This window comes from Kitasatospora sp. NPDC022856 (assembly GCF_055561235.1).
This window is the reverse complement of record NZ_JBVHHE010000032.1, coordinates 40,712-61,348: the sequence shown is the minus strand read 5'-3', so window position 1 is coordinate 61,348 and position 20,637 is coordinate 40,712. Positions and strand designations below refer to the sequence as shown.

Below are 20,637 nucleotides of genomic sequence, written 5' to 3'. Positions count from 1 at the left end.
GAGTCGTCGGCCGCACACAGCACGTCAAGGGCGGCGTTGGTGGTGTCGGTGAGCATCGCGGCTGAGGATTCTCCCGCCGCAGCCGTGCCCGTTCATCGCGCTCGTCACTGGTCAGGCCATCCCACTGGCCCGCGTCGGCCTCGGCCTACTCCAGCCGGTCCCGCACTGCGGTCCCGGTCAGGTCGACCTCCTTGGCCACCTGGCCGACCGACCGGTCGCCGCGTCTGCACAGCTCGACCATCCCGGCCTTGAACTCCGACGTGCTTTCTCGTGCTCTCCCTGATGGGCATCATCCTTCCAGGACCGAAGCTCGTGATCAGGGATGTTCGTCCAGAGCAAGCCCAATCCTGACATGATGCGATGACAGACCATGGCCTCAGTAGCGGCTTCCCTCGGAGGGCCCGTCATCCACAGGTGAACGGCCGGCTCGAGGCACGCCGCGCAGGACCAGCCGGTGGATGCGCGCGGGCGTCCCCGACTGGGAGACGCCCGCAGACATCCTCACCATGGTGTGTCGGCGGTCAGGGAGTGCGGATCCAGAACTCGATCGACAGAGGGGGGACGGTGATCGTCAGTTGCGGGCCGGCCTTGAGGCCGAGGCTCAGGTTGTTGCTGGACGGACCGAAGCGGGCCCCGTGGAACTGGGAGTCGGTCTGAGTGTCCACGGTGTAGGTGAAGGGGCTGTCGGAGCGGTTGGTGATGGCGAAGACCGGCTTGCCCTGCGGCGTTCTCCAGGCCATGATCCGCTGATCCGGCAGAACCGCCGACTCGTCGACGCCGTAGCGGACCGAGTCCCACGGCATGTACTTCACGAACCCGCTGACCGCGTTCCAGTTCTGCGGGTTCCAGGTCCAGTGGCCGACCGGCAGGTCGGGGAAGTGGCTGAAGTTCGTGTCGGACGGCGGGCGCCAGAAGCCGAGCGAGTAGCCCGGGGATTCGGCGTTGGTGGTGGGTTTGAGGGCATGGAGCCAGAACCAGGTAGGCGCGTCCTGGAACACCATCCAGTTCATGATGGACTGGGCGGTGTTGAGCGTCTTCCAGTCGCTGGTCGTGTTGTCCAGGTACTCGAACTCGTTGTTGAAGACGGGCCTTCCCACCGCACCGGAGTGGTAGTCCCCGGTCAGCTCGGCGTTGCTGTTCGCTCCGACGTGGTGGTACGTCCAGGCGTCCACGTAGGACAGGGCCACGGGATCGGCGAGGATGGCCTGGCCCCAGGTGCCGCTCCAGCCGCTCCAGCTGGTTGCGTGAATCATCGTGCCGGGGTAATGGGCTTTGATCTTGGGTGCGACGGCCTTGAAGGTCTCGAGGTACTCGTCGGCCGTGTAGGGGCACGACGAGTATGCAGTCGACGCGTTCGGCTCGTTCTGCAGGCCCCACATGGAGATGGGCACGCCGCGGGCGGAGAGGTAGTCGAGGTCGCCGACCATGGCGTCGCCGAGCTGGTCGAGGAACGCGGGGTCGAAGGACGCGAGCTTGCCCTTGATGTAGGAGTTGTTGCTCTTCCAGCCGGGAGCGGGTGACCAGTACTCGGCCGCCACGCCCTCCATGTGAGCATTGCTGATCATGTCGGCGAGCAGGGCGCTCTGGCCGTCGTAGCGGTCGATGATGTGCTTGCCCGTGGGGTCGAGGCCGCGGTGGTACAGGCCGAGCGCGAGGCGGCAGTAGCGGAAGCCCCGGTCGCCGCGGCCGCCCATGACCATCTGCCGGTAGAAGCGGGTGCGTTCACTGGGCGTGAGGTCGTAGGGCACGCCGCTGACCGTTTCGGGCAGACCGTTGTTGCCCGAGCCGATCGAGTCGGACTGGATCTCGAAGCCGAGGCCGAGGATCGTCTGCTTCTGCGGCTGGTCGAAGCGGATGGTGTAGCTGCCGGCCGTGGCGGCCTGGGCGGCGGACAGGTTGAGCAGCGGTGAGATCACCGCTCCGGCGCCGGCGACGGCTGCACCGCGCAGGACGGATCGGCGGCTGATGCCGAGCTCGGGATTGGTCATGCTCTGCCTCCGGTGGTGGGGGTGGGGTTGGTCGGGGCTGCCTGGGGCGAGGTCAGCTCCGGGACGAGCGGGGAGTGATCAGCGCTCATCGGGGGTGGGCTGGATGTTCTCGCGGAGCGAGCGGGCGATCGCTCCGCTCGTCGGCGCGGGTGCCGGATGCGGCCGCACACAGGTCAGGCGGGCGGGCTCGGCCCTGGCCGGTCTCGGGGACCGATGTCGGCGTGAAGAGCGGTACGAGTCCCGCGGCGCGGTGGTCCGGTACTCGCTGCGCTGGACTGCAGGCGAGGGGTGGGGTGCCCCGTCTCCGAGCTTCAGGGACAGATGGTTCGAGTGTCCGCCTCGCCGAGCTCTTCGAGGCGGACAGCCGCTTTGTGGTGGTGGTCAGTTCGCGGAGGTGTAGACCGAGACCTCGGCGAGCGAGAGGAAGTTGGTGCCGGCGAGCTGGACGCGGACGAACCTGCCCTGGGTGCCGGCGGGCACGGTCAACTGCGCGGGCGCGGCGCCCGTGACGTCGTACCGCCAGACCGCGGGATCGGAGCGAAGATCGGCGTAGCTGCGTCCGGTCATGTCCGTTGCCGAGACGAGGACCGAGAAGTCGCTCGTACTGTCGGTGCAGCAGTCGGTACGGGAGTTGATCCTGATGGTGTTGATCGGACGCGTCGTACCGAGGTCGACCTGCCACCACGCCTGGGCGTCGGTGTTGGTGCGGCTGACGCTCCCGCCCGACCAGGAGCCGTCGGTGTTGCCGTCCACCGCCCGGGCCGCCGCCACCCCTCCCCAGGTCGAGGACTGGGTGGCCGGCCGTCCCCGTGCCACGTTGACCTGGTCCGGCACCGGGGCTCCGTAACCGTGGTCCGTGAACACGGCCTTCCACTGCTGATCGGCGAACCACTCGTGCACGGCTCGGGTGTAGTGCAGAGCGTCGGTCCTGAAGATCCCGTAGGTGGGTGCGGCGGTCGGCAGGTACAGGTGCACGCCGGCCGCGGTGGTCGCGTCGGCGGCGTCGAGCATCTGAAACGGGTTCGGCGCCGGGTCGTTGACCAGTTGCGTCAGCCCTTCAGTCACGTACTGCGTGGTGGTGGCATCGAGTCTGGTCGAGCGGGGGTGGTAGACGTAGACCGGGTAGAGCGCGCCGCCGGTGACGGTTCGGAACGACTTGAGGACGCGGCCGAACGCCTCCTTGACCTCGGTGGCGCTCGTCATCGACTTCACTGACGCCTCGGCCTCCCACTGGTTCCAGTGCAGGCCGATCACCCGGGGGTTCTTGCCCTCCGCCCGCAGGCTCCCCAGCGCGTTTGCCAGCGTGTTCATCGTGAGGGGGAACAGGCTTTCCACATCGGTCGGCGCCCGGCCGGGCCACCAGCGGTCGTTCGGGGCGTCGAGCGGGGAGATCCCCTGACTGCCGTACGCGATGTGCACGATATGCAGATCCGGCAGCGTGGCACCCGCGTTGATCGCACGCTGCCAGCGCATCGCGAAGACGGCGGCGAGGTTGTAGGTGAGCCCGCCGTTGGACTGGAAGCCGAGATTGGTCTCAGCACAGGTGTAGTCGCTCCAGGTGGCGGAGGTGGCCCCGGCCAGGCGGTTGGGGTCCCGGCGCAACCCTCTGACATTGGGCATGTCGCCGCACAGCGCCACGTCCGCCGCGTCCGTGATGGAAGGGGCGTAGGTGGCGTTGGACTGACCGAGTACGATCAGCACCGGTGCGTCGGTTGCCAGGTTGTACGGAACCTGGCTGGCCGCGCTCGGTGGCCGGGTGAGGGTGTCGGCCGAGGCGGGAGCCGACTGGGCGGAGAACAGCCCCATCGCGACGAGCAGTGTGATGGACACGAGCGTGGGCCCGTACCGTCGTCTCGTCGCCGCAGTGCTCCTGGCGGTCCGCGCGGCGGACCCTGTCAGCAGCGCCGAGACGGCGCGACCGGCCGTTCGGACAGTGATCCTGGATGGCATGGCTACCTCTTCTGGACGAGTGGGAAATTCGTTCACCCACTTGGTGCTGCGACCGACGTTCGTGAGATGGAAGCGGGTCTCCTCGTGTGGCACCGGCTCTACCTCGGTTGGCCGTCGCTGGTCTGGTGTGCGGTGGAGTCGTCGGTCTGGCTGATGGGGTGCGGGGGCTCCGCCGTGACGCCAGGTGCCGGCGCCTATGTGTGTCGCGGCGGGGCACCGGAGACTCGGGGGGTGTTCCGGACCCGTGCCTTCAGCCTGGTCCCGGATTCTTTGGCCACCAGGGGTGGTGGGGATGAAGGCGCCGCAGCATTCCGCGGACGGTGCACGCTCGACGGACGTTCCGGTGCGGGGTGTTTCACTGGAGCGCCGGGACCGGGAGTTCCGTCAGGTTCGGACGGCCCGGTCAAGGGGTGTCGGGGTGGTGGGTGCTCGCTGTGTGGCTGGTGGGCGGCGCCTCGGGGCACGGCGGGGAGATGGCCGGGATCGTGGTGTCCGGGGTGTCTGGACTGGTTGCGGTGGTGGGGTCTACGGGGGTGTCCTCGTGCAGGGCCCTGGTCTCGGCCTTGAGGATGCGCAGGGACTTGCCGATCCCGCGCGCCGCTTCGGGGAGTTTCTTCGAACCGAAGAGCAGAACGATCACGGCGAGCATGATGATGAGGTGCCAAGGCTCCAGACCGTTGCGGAACATGGACATCGTCTCCTGGACTGTCGAAGCGGGGCTGGTCCCACACCGCCCGAGCGGTTGACAGGCGGTGCCCGACGCAGGGTCAAGCCCCGAGGCGGCGCGGTCACAGCCAGGTAGCTGTGACCTCGTCAGGTCGCCTGATCGGCCTCAGAACTGGTGGAGGGGTGCCGGTGTGCGAGGTACGGCGCCGGCTGCCGTGCCTGGCGGCGCAGGTGTGACATGAGCTGGCCACCGCCACGCGGTGACTGGAACGGGACGTCGATGCGGACTTGGCAGCACGACCTGCCGCGGTCGCGGGGTCTGACGGGTGCACCGGTTCGCTGTGCCGTCTTCCGGATGCCCTCTGTTCGGAGCAGCGGACGGGCGGCGCCACGCCTGGGAGCTATCGTCTGATGCGGCGCCATTGCTGGCCTGCGCCGCCGTTGGGGTTCTGCTGTTCGGCTGTGGCTCCCACGGCGGTGGAGTCGCCGGTTATTCCCAGCACCTTGCCGCTGCGGACGGAGGTTATGGTGATGTGGTTGTCGGCCGCTTCGGCGATCGTCCACTGCTGGTTGGTGTCGTGGGACGGGTCCGCCTGGATGAGCTTGGCGCCCGGGTCGGAGGTACCGCCGGAGATCTCCCAGGCCAGCGGTGTGGTGCTGTGGGTGGTGTAGATCTCGTACTTACCGCCACCGACGGGGACGAAGCTGAATCTTTCGTGGCTGGCACTGCCGGGGGTGTATTGGATGATGCCGGTTCCCGCCGTGGTGGAGGCGGCGGTCACGTGGAGCGCGAGGCCGCTCGCCCGGTTGATGAGTTGATACACGGGGTGCTGAACGGGTGGGGTGACAGTCACTGACCCGCTGGCGGGGATGGTCACGATCTGGCTCCAGGTGCCATAGGCGACCTTGGTGGACCGGCCGGGGGCACCGCGGAGTGTGGCAGCGGTGACCTGGCCGGAGGCCCAGGTCATGTCGAGGGTCAGGCCACCGCGCACGCCAACGCCGGCGCACGAGCCGGTGGGCCATGCGGCGGGCAGCGCGGGCAGCAGTTCGACGCGTCCGGGGCGGGACTGCACCAGCATTTCGATCATGGCGACCGGGGTACCGAAGTTCGCGTCGATCTGGAAGACATCCTTGGTGTACATGTCGAGCATGTTGATCGCGCTGGCGCCGCCGCTCGTCTGCGGTCGCATAACGGCGAGGATGCTCTGGTAGGCGTTCTCGCCACCCTTCAGTCTGGCCCAGCACATGGCCCGCCATGCGCTGCCCCAGCCGGTACTCTGCAGGCCGCGTGCCTCGAGTAGATTGGTCGTACCGATGAGCAGGGGGACGGACGCGTCCTGGAGGTTGATGCGGTCGCCGGGGGCGAGGCCTGCGAGCGGGGACAGGTGGCGGTGTTTGATCTCGCCGAGGTTGGCGTCGGTCATCCACTCCTCAAGCCAGCCGGTGGTGGCGCTGACCTCGGGCAGGTACAGCTTGTCCTGCAGTCCGGCGATGGTGGAGGCGTAGCCGGCATCACGGCTGAGCACGGCTGCTGCGGCCCGGTAGTTCTTGAAGAGCTGCCAGACCAGTTCCTGGGCGTAGGTGATGCCTCGTTGACTTAGCGGGCCGTTCTCGGGGGACCAGTCCTGGTCGTCGATGAGGACCTGGCGGGTGCCGCCGGTGGTGGGGTCCGGGACGGTCGTGGTGATGAGGCGGGCCTCCCAGAATTCGCACGCACCCTTGAGCAGGGGGTAGATCCTGGCGAGGTGGACGGTGTCCTTGGTGTACTCGTAGTGCTCGTACAGCGAGTTGCAGAGCCAGGCGTTGCCGGGCGGGTGCCACCGCCAGCCGTTGCCACCCCAGATGTTGAGCGTCGTGGCGACGGTCCAGCCTGCGACCCTGCCGGAGGTGTTGCGGAAGTAGTTGCGCGAGTCCTGGAAGAGGCTCTGGGTGGCGGCCTGCCAGCCGGGCAGCTGGGCGACACAGTAGTCGGTGAGGGCGTCGAAGCATTCCGGCAGACCGGCTCGGTCGGGCAGCCAGTAGTTCATCTGAAGGTTGATGTTGGTGTGGTAGTCGCTCATCCAGGGCGGTGTGTTGGTGGTGACCCACAAGCCCTGGAGGTTGGTGGGGAGGCTGGTGCGTGAGCCGGTGATCGTCAGGTAGCGGGCGAACCGGAGGTAGGAGGCTTCGAGTTCGGGGTCGGGTGCGGAGCCGGCGGCGGCGCGTGCGGTGAGTCGGGCGGGAGTGGCCATCGCCCGCTGTGCGGGGGTGGAGGCACCGAGGTTGAGCGTCATCGTCTGGTCGAGGCGCTGGTAGTCGGCCACGTGAGTGGAGAGCAACTGCGCGCCCGTGGCGGCTGCAGCCTGGACGGCCTTCCCCTGGGCGACCGTGAGCGGCACCATCGCGGTGTCCTTGTACTGGACCGAGCGGTCGGCCTTGTAGTTGGTGCCGCCGGAGAGGATGAGCACCACTTCGGTGCAGTGGTCGAACGTGACCTTGGCTGCGGTCGCGGAGACGGTACCGCCGGTGCCGACGGCCTTGATCAGGGTGGCGTACCTGAGGGTGTTGGGCAGGGCGGTGGCGAAGGAGGCCTCCGCGGCACCCGCGTTGGCGGTCACGGTCTCGCCGCGGGTTCCCGTGAGGGTCAGTGATCCGGTGTAGGTACCGCCGCCGCTCTGGGTGAGGCGGATGACGATGACGTCGTCGGGGTGGCTGGAGAACACCTCCCGCCGATACGTCACGCTGCCGAGCTTGTAGGTGGCGGCCACCAGTCCGTTGCTCAGGTCCAGGGTGCGGCGGTAGCCGGTGATCGCGCCGGTGGTGTGGGCGGGGATGTCGAGATATGCCTTGGCCAGCATTCCGAAGGTGCCGAAGTTGCCTGTGCTGTAGGGGAATTGGCCGTCGGACTGGAGGGTGGTGTTGGCATGGCCGGTCCACAGGGTCGCGTCGGCCAGGACGAGGACGTCCCGGGAGGGATCGCCGCTGACCATCGCGCCGAGCCGGCCGTTGCCGATCGGCAGGCCTTCCCGGATGAGGTTGGCCTCGGTGCCCGGCGCCGTGTACCAGAGTGTGACGGCTTCGCTGTCCGGGATCAGGGACGCGGTGGGGCGGGGGACGTCGGCGGCCTCGGCGGCCCTCGGGGTGAACTCCGGCAGCGAGGCCATCGCGAACAGCGCGCCGATGGCTGCGGAGGCCCGCAGGACGCTTCGGCGCGACATCGCACCCCGGTCGTCGGCCGGTGGCTGGGCGGGGGATCCGTTGGACATGGCTCGGAACTCCTCACGAGTGCGGCGGGGTGGGTGGCATCTCGGACGCGATGCCCGCCAGGTAGTGCCCGTGGGACGCAAGTGGAGTCCCGGGAGACGTGGATGTCAACGAGTTGGACAGAAGTTTTCTATATGATCAAGGGCTTCGCCTTGAGTCATTGAAGAGCCGGATCAAGCTGCCGGCTGCGGGCACGCAGTGGCGACGCGCTCTGCGGCGAATGGGTGGCCGACAGCGGAGCACAGGCGCCTACTCGGGCTCTATCACAGCGCTTTCCTGCGACTACGCCAGGTGGTTCGGCCCGCTCACCCGAGCTCCGGGGTGGCATCGCGGAGGACTTGCAGGACACGGTTGCGTCAAGACCCTTGACGCGACGGCATGGCTGACTGAACATCGCTCCACCAAATCCTATTTGATTCTGGAGGTCGCGATGCGACTCAGATCCACTTCGTCCGCCACGGCGGCTCTGACCGCCGTCGCCCTGCTGGCCGGTTCCGCGGCGTGCACGGTGAAGAGCGCGGACAAGCCCGCTGACAGCCCGGCCCCGGCCACCTCCGCGGCACCCGCAGCGGCCACGGGCACGGGCACGGGCAAGGGCACGCCGGAGGTCGCCGACGGCTCGGGCGTCAAGATCGCCCTCGTCCCCGGCGGAGCGCACCCGTACTTCCAGCCGTGGAAGAGCACCGGCGCCGCCGCGAAAACGGCCCTCCGTCTCGGTGACGTGACCTTCGACGAGACCTCCGAGTGGGACCAGCAGAAGCAGAACAACCTGCTCTCGACACTCGCCGCACGCGGCTACAACGCCTTCGGCATCTTCGGCGTCTCGCCCACCGACATCAACACGACGTTCGCGGACCTCAAGTCCCAGGGCTTCGCGGTGGCCTCCCTCGCCTCCTGCCCGGCCGGCGGCTCGAACAAGGCCGACTTCTGTCTGTCGACCGACGTCTCCCTCGCCGCGTACCGGGCGGCCACCGCCGCGATCGCCGCGATGGGCGGCCAGGGCACCCTGGTGCACCTCACCGGCAACAACGTGGACGCCAACACCCAGCTGCGGATCAAGGGGGTCGCCAAGGCGGTGGACGAGAGCGGCGGCAAGGTGAAGCTGCTGCAGACCGTCACCGACATCGACAAGGACCTCCAGACCGCGCAGAAGGCGGTCTCCGACCTGCTCGCCGCCAAGGGCAGCCAGATCAACGGCATCGTCACCACCGCCTACAACCCCGCCGTCGCCGCCGCGGACGCCGTCAAGACCACCGGCTCCAAGGCCAAGGTCGTCGCGATCGACGACGACCCCAAGATCCTCAGCGCGATCAAGGACGGCACGGTCACCGCGACCGTCGTACAGAACCCGGTGGGCCAGGCGGAGGTCGGCTCCTGGGCGCTGGCCCTGCTGCAGACCAAGCAGTGCACGGTGCGCGATCCCGGCGCGATCGTCGACTCCGGCTCCTTCATCGTGACCCAGCAGACCGTCGACACCTACGACGCCGACCGCAAGGCGAAGACGGAACAGCTCAAGGTGCAGTTCGCGGACACCATCCTCACCTGCCGCTGACCACCGCCCCCACCACAGAGATCGGGCTTCGTCTGATGACCACCATCACGACCGCCACCGCTCTTCTCGCCGACATCGCGGTGGAGGCGGACCGCACGGACGCCGTCCAGGCGTTCGTCAAGCAGGAGACGATCCTGGTCGAGATCGCGACCACGGACGGGCTCCGAGGAACCGGCTACTCCTACACCATCGGAACCGGGGGAAGCTCCGTCCTGAGCCTGCTGAACGACCACCTGCTCCCCCTTCTCGGGGGACAGGACGCGCGCAACGTCGAGGCCCTGTGGCAGCGGCTGTTCGCCGTGACACGGGCGACGACCACCGGTGCCATCACCTCCCTGGCACTCGCGGCCGTCGACACGGCCCTGTGGGACCTGCGCTGCAAGCGCGCCGGCGAACCGCTGTGGCGGCTGGCGGGCGGCCATCGCCGACAGGTCCCCGTCTACGACACCGAGGGCGGCTGGCTCCACCTGACCACCGACGAACTCGTCAAGTCGGCGCTCACGGCCCGGGAGTCGGGCTGGGCCGGAGTGAAGATCAAGGTCGGCAAGCCCGACGCCGCCGAGGACGCGGAGCGGCTGCGGGCCGTCCGCGAGGCCGTCGGTGCGTCGCTGCACATCATGACCGACGCCAACCAGTCCCAGCGCATCTCCTCGGCGCTGCGGCTCGCGCGGGCCCTGGAACCCTACGACCCGTACTGGCTCGAAGAACCCCTGCCGGCGGACGACATCAGCGGCCACGCACGACTCGCGAGCGCCACCCGCATCCCCGTCGCGGTCGGTGAGTCCATGTACTCGCTCGCGCAGTTCCGCACCTACCTGGAGGCCGGCGCCGCGTCCATCGTGCAGGTGGACGCCGCCCGGGTCGGTGGCATCACACCGTGGCTCAAGGTCGCCCACCTGGCCGAGAGCCACAACATCCAGGTCTGCCCGCACTTCCTGATGGAACTGCACGTCAGCCTCGCCGCCGCCGTCCCCAACGGGGCGTTCGTCGAGTACATCCCCCAACTGCGGGCCGTGACCCGCTCCGAACTTGCCGTCCACCACGGCATGGCCGTCGCCCCCGACACCCCGGGCATCGGGATCGACTGGGACATGGACGCCATCGACAACCGGAGGGTCGCATGAGCACCCCCACCGCGCCGCCCGGCACCGCGACGACGCACCCCGACGAGCAGGCCGAACCTCCCCGCAAGGCACACCGGCTCCCGTTCTGGGTCAACCAGCGGCTCGGCCTGCTCGTGCTGACCCTGCTCCTCGTCGCGCTGTTCGGCGCGCTGCGGCCCGCCTTCCTCGACGAACGGCTCGTGCTCTTCCCGCTGCTGCGCGACATCGCGACGCTGACCGTGGTGGCGCTCGCGCAGATGGTGGTCCTGTCCGTGGGTCACATGAACCTCGCCGTCGGCCGGATGGCCGCCTTCGGCGCGATGTTCGCGGGATTCGGCTACGACCGGCTCGCCCTGCCCCTGCCGCTCGGCCTGCTGCTGTGCCTGGCCGCCGGCGCCGCGATCGGCGCCCTGTCCGGCTGGATCATCGCCCGCACCGGCGTGAGCTCCTTCGTTGTCACCCTGGCGATGGACTTCGCCCTGCTGGGCCTGGTCTCCCTCCTCTACTCCGCCCTGACCGAGAACGCCGCCTTCACCACCAGGCCGGCCGGGCTCGCCGAGCTGCGCTCCGCCTCCCTCGCCGACCTCTGCGTCGGCCCGGTGTGCGGCACGCCCGCCGTGCCGCAGGTCATCCAGTTCACCCTGCTCGCCCTGGCCGGGCTCGGGTTCCTCTACGGCTGCACCCGCCTCGGCCGCGAACTCCTCCTCACCGGCGCGAACCCCGCGGCGGCCGAACTGTCCGGCATCCCCACCGGCCGGCGCATCGTCCTCGCGCACGCACTGTCCGGCCTGCTCGCCGCACTCGCCGGCTTCATGGCCGCGGTCGGCACCGGTACCTTCCGCGCCTCCATCGGCGACGACTTCATGCTCCCCTCCTTCCTCGGCGCCGTCCTCGGCGGCACCCTGCTGACCGGCGGCGTCGTCTCCGTGATCGGCGCACTGCTCGGCACCTCCCTCGTCGGCGTCATCCGCAAGGGCCTCGACCTGCTCGGCGTCGGCCTCGAAAGCCTCAACATCTACCTCGGCTGCGTCCTGCTGCTGGCCCTGTCGGCCGACCGCGTGCGCACCGTCGTGTCCTACCGCAAGGTGGTGCGCTCCACATGACCACGACCACCGAACGGGCCGCCCGCACCGGCGCACTGCTGCGCCGCTTCTCCCGCTCGACCACGATGACGCTGCTCGGCGTCGTCCTCGCCGGGTACCTCGTCCTGGGCATCACGTCGGCCGGCGCGTTCTTCGAGGGCCCTTCCGTCCGCACCTTCCTCCAGTACCTGGCCACCCCCGTCCTCATCGGCCTGGCCCAGATGGTCGCGCTCTGCGTCGGCCAGCTCAACCTCGCCGTGGGCGCGCTGGGAGGCTTCAGCGCCTGCCTGATGGGGGTGCTGATGGCCGACAACGGCGTACCCGCGCCGCTGGCCGTGGCGGCGGGCGTGCTGACGGCCACCCTGGTCGGCCTGGTGACGGGTGTGTTCATCGTGGCGACGCAGATCAACGGCTTCATCGTCACGCTCGGCTCCATGACCATCCTGCTGGGTGCCCAGTACCGGCTCGTCGGCACCCGTACCGTCGACGGGTACTCCCGGGGCCTCCAGGACCTCGGCCGGGCCGCCCCGCTCAACGTCCCGCTCGTCTTCGGCGCCGCGCTCATCGGCGCCGTGCTGCTCGCGGCGTTCGTCTACCGCACCACCGCAGGGCGACGGCTGCTCGCGGCCGGCGGCAACCCGCTCGCGGCCCGCCTGTCGGGCATCTCCACCAACCGTCAGATCGTCCTCGCCCACACCCTGTCCGGTCTGCTCGTCGGTGCCGCCGCCGTACTGGCCACCGCGTCCCTGCCGGGCGTCAACCGCAGCGTGGGGGGCGACTGGCTGCTGCCGAGTTTCGCAGCACCGATCATCGGCGGGGTCGGCCTGACGGGCGGATCCGTCGCGGTCCTCGGCACGGTGCTGGCGGCGTTCGTGATGCGGCTGATCGACGCCGCGCGGGCCCAGTTCTCGCTCGACCCGAGCTGGGTGAACTTCCTCATCGGCCTGGTCGTGCTCGGCACGGTCATGGGCGGGCGGGTCCAGCAGAGCCGGCAGGAGAAGAAGCGCGGGACGCGGGGCCGCGCTCCGGCGCCACCGGCGGACACGCGACCACGGGCCGGCGCCGCCGCCCGGCCGGGATCGGGAGGGACCCGATGAACGACGTCCTTCTGGAATGCCACGACATCGTCAAGCTGTTCCCCGGAGTCCGGGCCCTGGACGGAGTCGCACTGCGGCTGACCGCGGGCTCCGTGCACGCCCTGCTGGGCGAGAACGGCGCGGGGAAGTCGACCCTGATCAAGGCCCTCACCGGCGTCCACCTGCCCGACGGCGGCCGGCTCACCTGGCGCGGCCAGGAGATCCAGCTGCGCTCCCCGCTGGACGCCACCCGCACCGGCATCGGCGTCGTCCACCAGGAGCGCAACCTCATCCCCGACTTCTCCGTCGCGGAGAACATCACCCTGCAGAACCCGCCCTCGCGCCGCGGCCTCATCGACCGCGACGCCATGACCGCCCCCGCACTGCGCTGCCTCGGGGAGCTGGGGCTCGACCTCGACCCGCACCAGCCGGTCCGCGAGCTCTCCGTCGCCCAGCAGCAATTGGTCGAGATCGCGAAGGCGCTCCACACCGACAGCCAGGTACTCCTCCTGGACGAACCCACCGCGTCACTCTCCCCTCAGGAGGCGGAGCATCTCTTCGAGGTCGTCCGGCGGCTGACGGCCCGCGGCACCTGCGTGGTCTTCGTGAGCCACAAACTCGAAGAGGTCTTCGCGATCTGCGACACCGTCACCGTGCTGCGCGACGGCAGGTCGGTGCTCACGTCCTCGCCGCTCGCCCAGCACACGCACGACGACATCGTCACGCTGATGGTGGGCCGGGCCCACGCGGCGACCGCGATGCGCCCGCGGCCGGCGGTGGAGCGCACCGCCGCCCCCGTGCTCTCGCTCGACAGGCTCGCGACCGCCGACGGGCACCGGGACATCTCACTGGACGTCCGCCCCGGCGAGATCGTCGGCCTCTACGGACTCGTCGGCGCCGGACGCAGCGAACTCGTCCGGGCCGTCCTCGGACTCGGCCGGGTCACCGCCGGCCGAATCCTGGTCCAGGGCACACCGGTACGGATCAGCTCCCCGCGCCAGGCCCTGCACGAGCACGGCATCGGCTACCTGACCGAGAACCGCAAGGAGGAGGGCGTCTTCCTGGAACAGCCGGTCGGCCGGAACATCGGCGTCACGGTGTGGAAGTCGATCTCCAAAGCCCTCGGTTTCGTCTCCGCCCACCAGGAGCGCGCCATCGCCCAGGAACTCGTCGACCGCCTCGGCATCCGGATCTCCGGCCTCGCGCAGAACGCCGGTGAACTGTCCGGCGGCAACCAGCAGAAGGTCAGCCTGGCCAAATGGCTCGCCGCCGACACCCGCCTGCTCGTCGTCGACGAACCCACCGTCGGGATCGACGTCCGCACCAAGCACGGCTTCCACGAGCTCCTGTGGGAGCTGGCCCGCGAGGGCCTGCCCATCCTGCTGATCAGCAGCGACCTCGCCGAAATGATCACCTTGGCCGACCGGGTCGTCGTCATGGCCGACCACCGCGTCCGCGGCGAGGTCCCCAACGACCACGTCTACGAATGGATGAGCCAGAAGATCATCCGCCTCATCCACGACCGACCGGCCCAGACGGTCCCGGCGAGGGCCGAGCCGTGACGCGCCGCATCGTCCAGGTCATCCGGATCCGGCCCGAGAAGGCCGACGACTACCGCGCGCTGCACCGCGCCGTCCCCCAGCCGGTCCTCGACCGGCTGCGGGCCTGTCACATCAGGAACTACTCGATCCACCTGCGCGGGGACCTGCTGATCGGCTGCTTCGACTACCACGGCGACGACTTCGTCGCCGACACGGCCCGGATAGCCGCCGACGAGGCGACCCGGGCGTGGTGGCACCTCACGGCCCCCTGCCAGCAACCCGTGGCGGACGCCGCACCGGGGCAGTGGTGGGCGCCGACGGAGCAGGTGTTCCACATGGAATGACCTCCGCCCCGCCCTGCCCCCCTCCCCCCGACCGTCCCGCACGTGTGAGAGGAAAGCCCGTTGCCCCCACTGCCCCCAGACCCCGCCCGGATCATCGCGCTGGACACCTACGACATCCGCTTCCCGACCTCCCGCGAACTGGACGGCTCGGACGCGATGAACCCCGACCCCGACTACTCCGCCGCCTATCTCGTGCTGCGCACCGACGCGGGCGACGGCCTGGAGGGCCACGGCTTCGCCTTCACCATCGGACGGGGCAATGAGGTACTGGTCGCAGGACTGGACGCGCTGCGCCGCCACGTGGTCGGCCGACCCGTCGCCGCCCTGTGCGCCGACCCCGGATCACTCAACCGCGACCTCATCGGCGACAGCCAACTGCGCTGGCTCGGCCCCGAGAAGGGCGTCATCCACATGGCCGTCGGCGCCGTCGTCAACGCCGTGTGGGACCTCGCGGCCAAGCGTGAGGGAAAGCCGTTGTGGCAGCTCCTGTCGGACGCCGACCCCGTGTGGCTGGTGAGCCAGGTCGACTTCCGTTACATCACCGACGCCCTCACCGAACAGCAGGCCCTCGAACTGCTCGTACGCGGCCGCCACGGCTACCAGGAACGCCGGCGCCGGCTGCTGGAACACGGATACCCCGCCTACACGACATCGCCCGGATGGCTCGGCTACAGCGACGGGAAGCTCACCCGCCTCGCGCGGCAGGCCGTCGCCGACGGCTTCACCCAGATCAAACTGAAGGTGGGGGCCGACCTCCAGGACGACATCCGCCGCTGCCGCGCCGCACGTGCCGCCATCGGCCCGGACATCCGGATGGCCATCGACGCCAACCAGCGATGGAACGTCGGCGACGCGATCGAGTGGACCAAGGCCCTCGCCGAGTTCGACCCGTACTGGATCGAGGAGCCGACCAGCCCCGACGACGTGCTCGGACACGCGGCCATCCGCGCCGCCGTCGCCCCGGTGAAGGTCGCCACCGGCGAACACGTCCACAACCGCATCGTCTTCAAGCAACTGCTCCAGGCCGGTGCCGTCGACATCCTCCAGCTCGACGCCTCCAGGGTCGGCGGCGTGAACGAGAACCTCGCCATCCTGCTGCTCGCCGCGAAGTTCGGCGTCCCGGTCTGCCCCCACGCAGGCGGCGTCGGACTGTGCGAGCTCGTTCAGCACCTGTCGATGTTCGACTTCGTCGCCGTGTCCGGCACCACCACCGACCGGGCCGTCGAATACGTCGACCACCTCCACCAGCATTTCGTGGATCCGGTCGTCATCCGCGACGGCCACTACACCGCACCGCTCGCACCCGGCTTCTCCGCCACCATGCTCGCCGACTCCGTCGCCACCTACACCTACCCCGACGGCGTCTTCTGGGCCGGCGACGGCGCGGCGACCCCGCTCGGCGAACCGGCGCGGGCCACTTCGGAGGCGACCGCATGACGACCGAACTGACCGGCCTGCGAGCCGTCGTGACCGGCGGGGCATCGGGCATCGGCTTGGCCACGACCCGACTCCTCGCGCAGCGCGGCGCCCGGGTCGCCGTCCTGGACCTCCAGCCCTTCGGCATCGAACAACCTCTCACCGGCATCCGCGCGGACGTCGGGGACGACGCCTCAGTACGCGCCGGCATCGAACATGCCGCGGCCGCTCTCGGCGGGATGGACATCCTCGTCAACAACGCGGGGATCGGCGCAGCCGGCACGGTCGAGGACAACCCCGACGACCAGTGGCACACCGTGCTGGACGTCAACGTCCTCGGACTCGTCCGTGTCACCCGCGCCGCGCTGCCCCATCTACGCGATTCCGCGCACGCCTCGGTCGTCAATGTCTGCTCGATCGCGGCGACGGCCGGCCTGCCCCGGCGCGCCCTCTACTCCGCGAGCAAGGGAGCGGTCCTCTCGCTCACCCTCGCGATGGCCGCCGACCACGTCCGGGAGGGGATCCGCGTGAACTGCGTCAACCCCGGTACCGTTGACACGCCCTGGGTCGGCCGGCTCCTGGAGGCCGCCGGTGACCCGGCGGCTGAGCGCGCCGCACTGTGTGCCCGCCAGCCGCACGGACGTCTGGTCACCTCCGAGGAGGTCGCCGCCGCCGTTGTCTACCTGGCGGGGCCAGCGGCCGGCTCCGTCACCGGCACGGCCCTGGCCGTCGACGGAGGCATGGCCGGCCTGCGCCTGAGGCCGGTGGCATCGTGAACGCCGCCGCGGCCCGCGCGCCCCTCGGACGCAGCAGGGCCTGGACCTCGCCCCTGGCCTTCGGCGCTGCGGCCATCGGCAACCTCTTCGCACCGACGAGCGACGAGCAGGCCGCCGCCGCGATCGACGCCGCCTGGAACCACGGCATCCGGACCTTCGACACCGCGCCGCACTACGGCCTGGGACTGTCCGAGCGCCGGCTGGGCGCCTTCCTGGCGCCCCTGCCGCGCCACGAGTACACCGTGTCCACGAAGGTGGGAAGGCTGCTCGAACCCGTCCCCGACCCGGCGGGGGACGACCTCGCCAACGGATTCGCGGTGCCGGCCACCCACCGGAGGGTGTGGGACTTCTCCGCCGACGGCGTGCGCCGCGGCCTGGAGGACAGCCTCACCCGCCTCGGCCTGGACCACGTCGACACCGTCTACCTGCACGACCCGGACGACCACCTGGACCAGGCGCTGGACGAGGCCTACCCGGCACTGGAACGACTGCGCGCCGAAGGCCTGGTCGGATCGATCGGCGCCGGAATGAACCATTGCGAACCACTGGCCCGCTTCGTCCGCGACACCGACGTCGACATCGTCCTGGTCGCGGGCCGCTACACGCTGCTGGACCAGACGGCACTCCGGGACCTGCTCCCGGCGGCCGGCGAACGTGGCGTCTCGGTGATGGTGGGCGGGGTGTTCAACTCCGGCGTGCTCGCCGACCCGCGCCCGGACGCCACCTTCGACTACACCGCCGCCCCCGCCTCCCTGGTAGAACGCGCCCGACGGATGCAGGAGGTCTGCGAACGGCACGGTGTGCCCCTGCGGGCGGCCGCCGCCCGCTTCCCGTTCGGACACCCGGCCGTCGCCGGCGTCCTGATCGGACTACGCACGCCCGAAGAGGTCACCGACGCCGTCGAACAGAGCAGCCGGCCGATCCCCCACGAGCTGTGGCAGGACCTGCGCGCCGAAGGTCTGCTCCCTGTGGACGTACCGGTCCCACCCGGCCCGCCGCCCGCGGGCGGGCCCCACCCGAGGAGCAACCGATGAGCGAACCGATCATCGTCGACGCCCACCACCACGTGTGGAACCTGGCCGTACGCGACCAGGAGTGGATCACCGGTGACGACCTCGCACCGCTGAGGCGCAGTTTCGGTCTGGCAGACCTGCGTCCGCAGGCCGAGCGGGCCGCGGTCGCCGCGACCGTTGTCGTGCAGACGGTCTCGGTCGCGGAGGAGACGCCGGAGCTGCTGGCCCAGGCCGCCGCGGCGCCGCTGGTCGCCGGGGTCGTCGGGTGGACCGACCTGACCGCGGCCGACGTGGCGGACCGGCTGGCCCGCCTGCGTGAGCTGCCGGGCGGTGAGTATCTGGTGGGCGTGCGCCACCAGGTCCAGGGCGAGCCCGACCCCGACTGGCTGCTTCGCCCGGAGGTCCTGCGGGGACTGGCCGCGGTCGCCGACGCCGGCCTGGTCTACGACCTGCTCGTCCTGCCGCACCAGCTGCCCGCGGCCACCGCCGCGGCCCGTCGTCTGCCCGGCCTCGGGTTCGTGCTCGACCACGCCGGCAAACCCGCCGTCGCGGTGGCGGAACTCCAGCCGTGGGCGAGCCGCGTGCGCACCCTGGCCGGCGAACCGAACGTCTCCTGCAAACTGTCGGGCCTGCTCACCGAGGCCGACTGGGAACGCTGGGACATCGAGGACCTGCGCCCCTTCGCCGACACGGTCCTCGACGCCTTCGGCCCGGACCGGGTGATGTTCGGCTCGGACTGGCCCGTGTGCACATTGGCCGCCGACTACGCCACGGTCGTGGACACCACGCACCGCCTGATCTCCCGCCTCGACGCCCGCGAGCGGGCCCTGGTCCTCGGAGCCACGGCCGGCCGGGTCTACCGGCTGAGGCCGCCGACGCGGTCCACGGCCCGGATACCGTCGCAGGGACGCTACAGCCCGTGACGCCTTCCGCAGGCCCGACGACCGGCCCAGGACATCACCCGCAGACATCGCGTTCACACACCCGGTCCGTGCGGACCGCCGACCATCCCCAGGGGGACACCCATGAAGCTCATGCGCCTCGGCCCCGCCGGCAGCGAACGTCCGGCGGTCCTCGCGGGCGACGGCCGGCTGTACGACCTCACCCCGCTGACCGGTGACATCGACGGTGCGTTCCTGGCCTCGGCCGGGATCGCCCGCACCACGCGGGCGCTGGCCGCCGGTGCGCTACCGCTCCTGGACGGTGACGGCCTGCGTGTCGGCGCGCCGATCGCCCGCCCGGGCAAGGTCGTCTGCATCGGACTGAACTACCGCGACCACGCCGAGGAGACGGGAGCCGCGCCGCCCGAGCGCCCCGTCGTCTTCATGAAGGCCGCCGACACCGTCGTCGGCCCGTACGACACCGTCCTCGTCCCGCGCGGATCGCAGAAGACCGACTGGGAGGTGGAGCTGGCCGTCGTCATCGGCGCGCGGGCACGGTACCTGGACAGCCCCGCCGAAGCTCGCGGCCACATCGCGGGCTACGCGATCAGCAACGACGTCTCGGAACGCGCGTACCAGCTCGAACTCTCCCCGCAGTGGGACCTCGGCAAGTCCTGCGAGACGTTCAACCCGCTCGGGCCGTGGCTGGTGACCGGCGACGAGATCACCGACCCCCAGAATCTGGGCCTGCGGCTGAGCGTCAACGGCGTGCGACGGCAGAACGGCAACACCGACAACATGATCTTCGGCGTGGACCACATCGTCTGGTACCTCAGCCAGTACATGGTGCTGGAACCCGGCGACGTGGTGAACACCGGCACCCCCGCAGGGGTCGCGCTGGGCCTCCCCGGCACGCCCTACCTCCGCGCGGGAGACACCGTGGCACTCGAGATCGACGGACTCGGATCACAGCGGCAGACCTTCGGACAGGGCTGATCATCATGTTGGACGACCCCCGCCCGGACCGGCCCAGCAGCCCTCAGGTCCCCTCCGTAGCGATAGTGGCCCCGCCCACCGCCGTGATCTCGCTAAACTGCGGAGACACCGACAATCCCCGGATCGCAGGAGAACGCATGCCCCCGCACGCCAGTTCCGCGGCCGGGGCACCTGACCCGGAGCCGAAGCCCCCGGCGCGGCAGGTCCTCTCCGACAGCGTCTACGAAAAGATCAAGGCCATGGTCATGGACCATGAGATCGCCCCCGGCGCCCGTGTCGGCATCGAAGCCCTGTCCCGCAGCCTCGGCGTGTCACCGACCCCGGTGCGTGAAGCCCTGGCCCGGCTGGAAGCGGACGGCCTGGTGGTCAAGCGGTCCCTGTCCGGCTACCGCGCGACCGAACTGCTGACCCGCCAAGGGCTCGAGGAACTCTTCGAGATGCGTCTGCTGCTGGAGCCCAGGGCGGCGGCGCTGGCGGCGGACCACGCGACCGAGGAACAACTCGACTCCCTCGAAGGGATCGTGGAGGAGATGCGGGCGCACCCCGGACCGACCGGGCGGTACGCCGACTACCACGGATTCGCCGCCCTGGACCAGCGATTCCACGACGCGATCGCCCTGGCCTCACACCGGCCCCTGCTCGCCGACGCGGTGGAGCGCCTCCACACGCACCTGCACATCTTCCGCCTCACCAGCGTCAGGATCGCGGAGGACCCGACGCTGGAGGAACACGAACGCATCATACGGGCCATCCTGCGGGGAAAGCCCGATCGCGCGGCTGAAGCCATGACGGACCACCTGACCCTCAGCCTTCAACGTCAGCTCAGAGACGACGCGCGGCCCTGATCCCGGTCGAGGCACAACCCGCGGCGGTCAGGAGCCCCGCCGGCGACCAGCACGTGAGCCCGCCCCGCAGGACCGGGAACGGCCTCGCGCACGCGGGCAGCCGCCCGCTTCCCCGCCCCGGCCCGCTTCCGATACCTCCGTAAGGCACAACAGCCGCGCCCG

Annotated in this window: 16 protein-coding genes; 12 read left to right on the top strand and 4 right to left on the bottom strand. The window is 70.1% G+C overall.

Features of this window, described 5'->3' with window-relative positions:
- Positions 1-521: 521 nt before the first annotated feature.
- The 4 genes from ACZ34W_RS30490 to ACZ34W_RS30475 all read right to left on the bottom strand — a co-directional run bounded on the left by ACZ34W_RS30490 (position 522) and on the right by ACZ34W_RS30475 (position 7,852).
- Positions 522-1,988 (bottom strand): glycoside hydrolase, encoded by a 1,467-nt coding sequence (locus ACZ34W_RS30490; RefSeq protein ID WP_465608697.1) that lies wholly within the window; start codon positions 1,986-1,988, stop codon positions 522-524.
- 381 nt (positions 1,989-2,369) lie between these two features.
- On the bottom strand, positions 2,370-3,818 hold the full coding sequence (locus tag ACZ34W_RS30485; RefSeq protein WP_465608695.1) for a discoidin domain-containing protein: 1,449 nt from the start codon (positions 3,816-3,818) through the stop codon (positions 2,370-2,372).
- Between the two features lie 523 nt (positions 3,819-4,341).
- Entirely contained in the window at positions 4,342-4,626 is a 285-nt protein-coding gene (tatA, locus tag ACZ34W_RS30480) for a Sec-independent protein translocase subunit TatA (protein ID WP_465608693.1), read from the bottom strand.
- 379 nt (positions 4,627-5,005) lie between these two features.
- Positions 5,006-7,852, bottom strand: a complete 2,847-nt coding sequence (locus ACZ34W_RS30475) for a glycosyl hydrolase family 95 catalytic domain-containing protein (protein ID WP_465608691.1) — start codon at positions 7,850-7,852, stop codon at positions 5,006-5,008.
- A gap of 428 nt (positions 7,853-8,280) precedes the next feature.
- On the opposite strand from ACZ34W_RS30475, the gene ACZ34W_RS30470 reads away from it, so the two are divergent.
- The 12 genes from ACZ34W_RS30470 to ACZ34W_RS30415 all read left to right on the top strand — a co-directional run bounded on the left by ACZ34W_RS30470 (position 8,281) and on the right by ACZ34W_RS30415 (position 20,475).
- Positions 8,281-9,402, top strand: a complete 1,122-nt coding sequence (locus ACZ34W_RS30470; protein WP_465608689.1) for a substrate-binding domain-containing protein — start codon at positions 8,281-8,283, stop codon at positions 9,400-9,402.
- Positions 9,403-9,437: 35 nt separating this feature from the next.
- The gene (locus ACZ34W_RS30465) at positions 9,438-10,526 is read left to right on the top strand and encodes a mandelate racemase/muconate lactonizing enzyme family protein (RefSeq protein WP_465608687.1); all 1,089 of its coding nucleotides are present in this window, start codon (positions 9,438-9,440) and stop codon (positions 10,524-10,526) included.
- Positions 10,523-11,608, top strand: coding sequence for an ABC transporter permease (locus tag ACZ34W_RS30460; protein ID WP_465608685.1), 1,086 nt, complete (start codon positions 10,523-10,525; stop codon positions 11,606-11,608). Before ACZ34W_RS30465 ends, ACZ34W_RS30460 begins: the two co-directional genes overlap by 4 nt.
- A complete protein-coding gene (locus tag ACZ34W_RS30455; RefSeq protein ID WP_465608683.1) occupies positions 11,605-12,684 on the top strand; it encodes an ABC transporter permease in 1,080 nt (359 codons plus the stop codon). The genes ACZ34W_RS30460 and ACZ34W_RS30455 overlap by 4 nt, the downstream gene beginning before the upstream one ends.
- Positions 12,681-14,225, top strand: coding sequence for a sugar ABC transporter ATP-binding protein (locus tag ACZ34W_RS30450; protein ID WP_465608681.1), 1,545 nt, complete (start codon positions 12,681-12,683; stop codon positions 14,223-14,225). The genes ACZ34W_RS30455 and ACZ34W_RS30450 overlap by 4 nt, the downstream gene beginning before the upstream one ends.
- Positions 14,222-14,548 (top strand): L-rhamnose mutarotase, encoded by a 327-nt coding sequence (locus ACZ34W_RS30445; RefSeq protein ID WP_465608679.1) that lies wholly within the window; start codon positions 14,222-14,224, stop codon positions 14,546-14,548. Before ACZ34W_RS30450 ends, ACZ34W_RS30445 begins: the two co-directional genes overlap by 4 nt.
- A 69-nt stretch (positions 14,549-14,617) precedes the next feature.
- Positions 14,618-15,985: an enolase C-terminal domain-like protein gene (locus ACZ34W_RS30440; RefSeq protein WP_465608719.1), complete on the top strand. Its 1,368-nt coding sequence runs from the start codon at positions 14,618-14,620 to the stop codon at positions 15,983-15,985.
- Positions 15,982-16,740, top strand: coding sequence for an SDR family NAD(P)-dependent oxidoreductase (locus ACZ34W_RS30435; RefSeq protein WP_465608677.1), 759 nt, complete (start codon positions 15,982-15,984; stop codon positions 16,738-16,740). The genes ACZ34W_RS30440 and ACZ34W_RS30435 overlap by 4 nt, the downstream gene beginning before the upstream one ends.
- Positions 16,737-17,774 (top strand): aldo/keto reductase, encoded by a 1,038-nt coding sequence (locus tag ACZ34W_RS30430; RefSeq protein WP_465608675.1) that lies wholly within the window; start codon positions 16,737-16,739, stop codon positions 17,772-17,774. The genes ACZ34W_RS30435 and ACZ34W_RS30430 overlap by 4 nt, the downstream gene beginning before the upstream one ends.
- Positions 17,771-18,676, top strand: coding sequence for an amidohydrolase family protein (locus tag ACZ34W_RS30425; RefSeq protein ID WP_465608673.1), 906 nt, complete (start codon positions 17,771-17,773; stop codon positions 18,674-18,676). The genes ACZ34W_RS30430 and ACZ34W_RS30425 overlap by 4 nt, the downstream gene beginning before the upstream one ends.
- Positions 18,677-18,778: 102 nt before the next feature.
- The gene (locus tag ACZ34W_RS30420; RefSeq protein ID WP_465608671.1) at positions 18,779-19,630 is read left to right on the top strand and encodes a fumarylacetoacetate hydrolase family protein; all 852 of its coding nucleotides are present in this window, start codon (positions 18,779-18,781) and stop codon (positions 19,628-19,630) included.
- 137 nt (positions 19,631-19,767) lie between these two features.
- Positions 19,768-20,475, top strand: a complete 708-nt coding sequence (locus ACZ34W_RS30415) for a GntR family transcriptional regulator (protein WP_465608669.1) — start codon at positions 19,768-19,770, stop codon at positions 20,473-20,475.
- Positions 20,476-20,637: the final 162 nt, after the last annotated feature.

Excerpts from the sequence above, each read along its gene's own strand:
- ACZ34W_RS30415 (WP_465608669.1), top strand. The coding sequence starts at position 19,768 with ATGCCCCCGCACGCCAGTTCCGCGGCCGGGGCACCTGACCCGGAGCCG.
- ACZ34W_RS30470 (WP_465608689.1), top strand. The coding sequence starts at position 8,281 with ATGCGACTCAGATCCACTTCGTCCGCCACGGCGGCTCTGACCGCCGTC.
- ACZ34W_RS30425 (WP_465608673.1), top strand. The coding sequence starts at position 17,771 with ATGAGCGAACCGATCATCGTCGACGCCCACCACCACGTGTGGAACCTG.
- ACZ34W_RS30490 (WP_465608697.1), bottom strand. The coding sequence starts at position 1,988 with ATGACCAATCCCGAGCTCGGCATCAGCCGCCGATCCGTCCTGCGCGGT.
- ACZ34W_RS30475 (WP_465608691.1), bottom strand. The coding sequence starts at position 7,852 with ATGTCCAACGGATCCCCCGCCCAGCCACCGGCCGACGACCGGGGTGCG.
- ACZ34W_RS30450 (WP_465608681.1), top strand. The coding sequence starts at position 12,681 with ATGAACGACGTCCTTCTGGAATGCCACGACATCGTCAAGCTGTTCCCC.
- ACZ34W_RS30460 (WP_465608685.1), top strand. The coding sequence starts at position 10,523 with ATGAGCACCCCCACCGCGCCGCCCGGCACCGCGACGACGCACCCCGAC.
- tatA (WP_465608693.1), bottom strand. The coding sequence starts at position 4,626 with ATGTTCCGCAACGGTCTGGAGCCTTGGCACCTCATCATCATGCTCGCC.
- ACZ34W_RS30420 (WP_465608671.1), top strand. The coding sequence starts at position 18,779 with ATGAAGCTCATGCGCCTCGGCCCCGCCGGCAGCGAACGTCCGGCGGTC.
- ACZ34W_RS30435 (WP_465608677.1), top strand. The coding sequence starts at position 15,982 with ATGACGACCGAACTGACCGGCCTGCGAGCCGTCGTGACCGGCGGGGCA.
- ACZ34W_RS30465 (WP_465608687.1), top strand. The coding sequence starts at position 9,438 with ATGACCACCATCACGACCGCCACCGCTCTTCTCGCCGACATCGCGGTG.
- ACZ34W_RS30455 (WP_465608683.1), top strand. The coding sequence starts at position 11,605 with ATGACCACGACCACCGAACGGGCCGCCCGCACCGGCGCACTGCTGCGC.